The sequence below is a fragment of the Terriglobus albidus genome, assembly GCF_025685425.1.
Lineage (GTDB): Bacteria > Acidobacteriota > Terriglobia > Terriglobales > Acidobacteriaceae > Terriglobus > Terriglobus albidus.
In genome coordinates this window covers 1-993 of the sequence record NZ_JAGTAS010000002.1, presented here as the reverse complement: position 1 = coordinate 993, position 993 = coordinate 1, and the positions used below count along the sequence as shown (strand labels likewise).

Annotated in this window: 2 protein-coding genes; both read right to left on the bottom strand. The window is 57.8% G+C overall.

The genetic code is table 11. The features are described from left to right. The coding region (locus OHL21_RS00015; protein WP_263415196.1) for an IS630 family transposase at positions 1 to 501 on the bottom strand (501 nt) is incomplete at its 3' end. Beyond that, the coding region (locus OHL21_RS00010; RefSeq protein WP_263415195.1) for an IS630 family transposase at positions 453 to 993 on the bottom strand (541 nt) is incomplete at its 5' end. The genes OHL21_RS00010 and OHL21_RS00015, both read right to left, overlap by 49 nt.

The window sequence follows — 993 nt, the reverse complement described above, 5'->3', positions numbered from 1 at the left end:
CAAGTCGTCTATGTCGAAGAAGGCGCGGTTGGCGAGGGGATTCATTTTGGTCCAGGACCAGAGATACTCGACCGGGTTCAACTCAGGGGCATAGGGAGGGAAGAAGGAAGTCCGCAGGCGTTCTGCATCGGCAAGCCATCGACTGGTTTGCTTGGAGCGATGTGCATTGAGCCTGTCCCAGATCAAGCACCAGTTGACCGCCAACTCGTTGTTGAGGGCACGCAGGAAGTGGATCACGCGTGTGGAATCGACATCCCCTCCTGGATAGAGACGGAAGTAGAGTCGAACCTCGTCACGCTCCGGCGAAACACATAGTGCAGCGATGGCAGAGACTTTCTTGTGATGCCGTCCGCGCTGATAGATCACCGGTGTTTGGCCGCAAGGCGCCCAGCTGCGCCGCACCAGGGGAGCCAGCAGAAAGCCGCTCTCATCCAGAAAAACCAGCCAGGCTTTCAGCCGGCTCGCTTTTTTTTGAGAGCAGGCCAGTCCTGTTTGACCCATTGCTGGATCGCTTCTTCATCGCGCTCAACGGCTTTGCGAGCTGGCTTTTGTGGACTCCAGTGCATCCGATGCAGCAGGCGGCAGACATGATCGACATGGTAGTGAACCCCGAAGGTTCGCTCGATGTAGTCAGCTACCCGGGGGCAAGTCCATAGATCCGTTGGAAAACCAGCAGAGACAGCTCCTTTTAGCAGCTGCTTCTCCAGCTTCTGCCGGTCCCGCGCGCTCAGACGCGGAGGCCTGCCGGTGGCCCGAGTTGCCCCTAACGCCTCTCGGCCCCCTTCGCTCCACGCATGCTTCCAACGCCGCACACTGCGTGGCTCAACTCCCAGAACACGTGCAATTTCAGCTTGGGTAACGCCTTCTTCGATGAGTGTGATCGCGCGTTGACGTTTCCGCTCCAGCTCCTCCGCACTGCCGACTGGACGCATCATGCCTCCTCGACTGCTCGGATAATAGTATAGGACATTATTTAAGCAGGAATCAATAGCC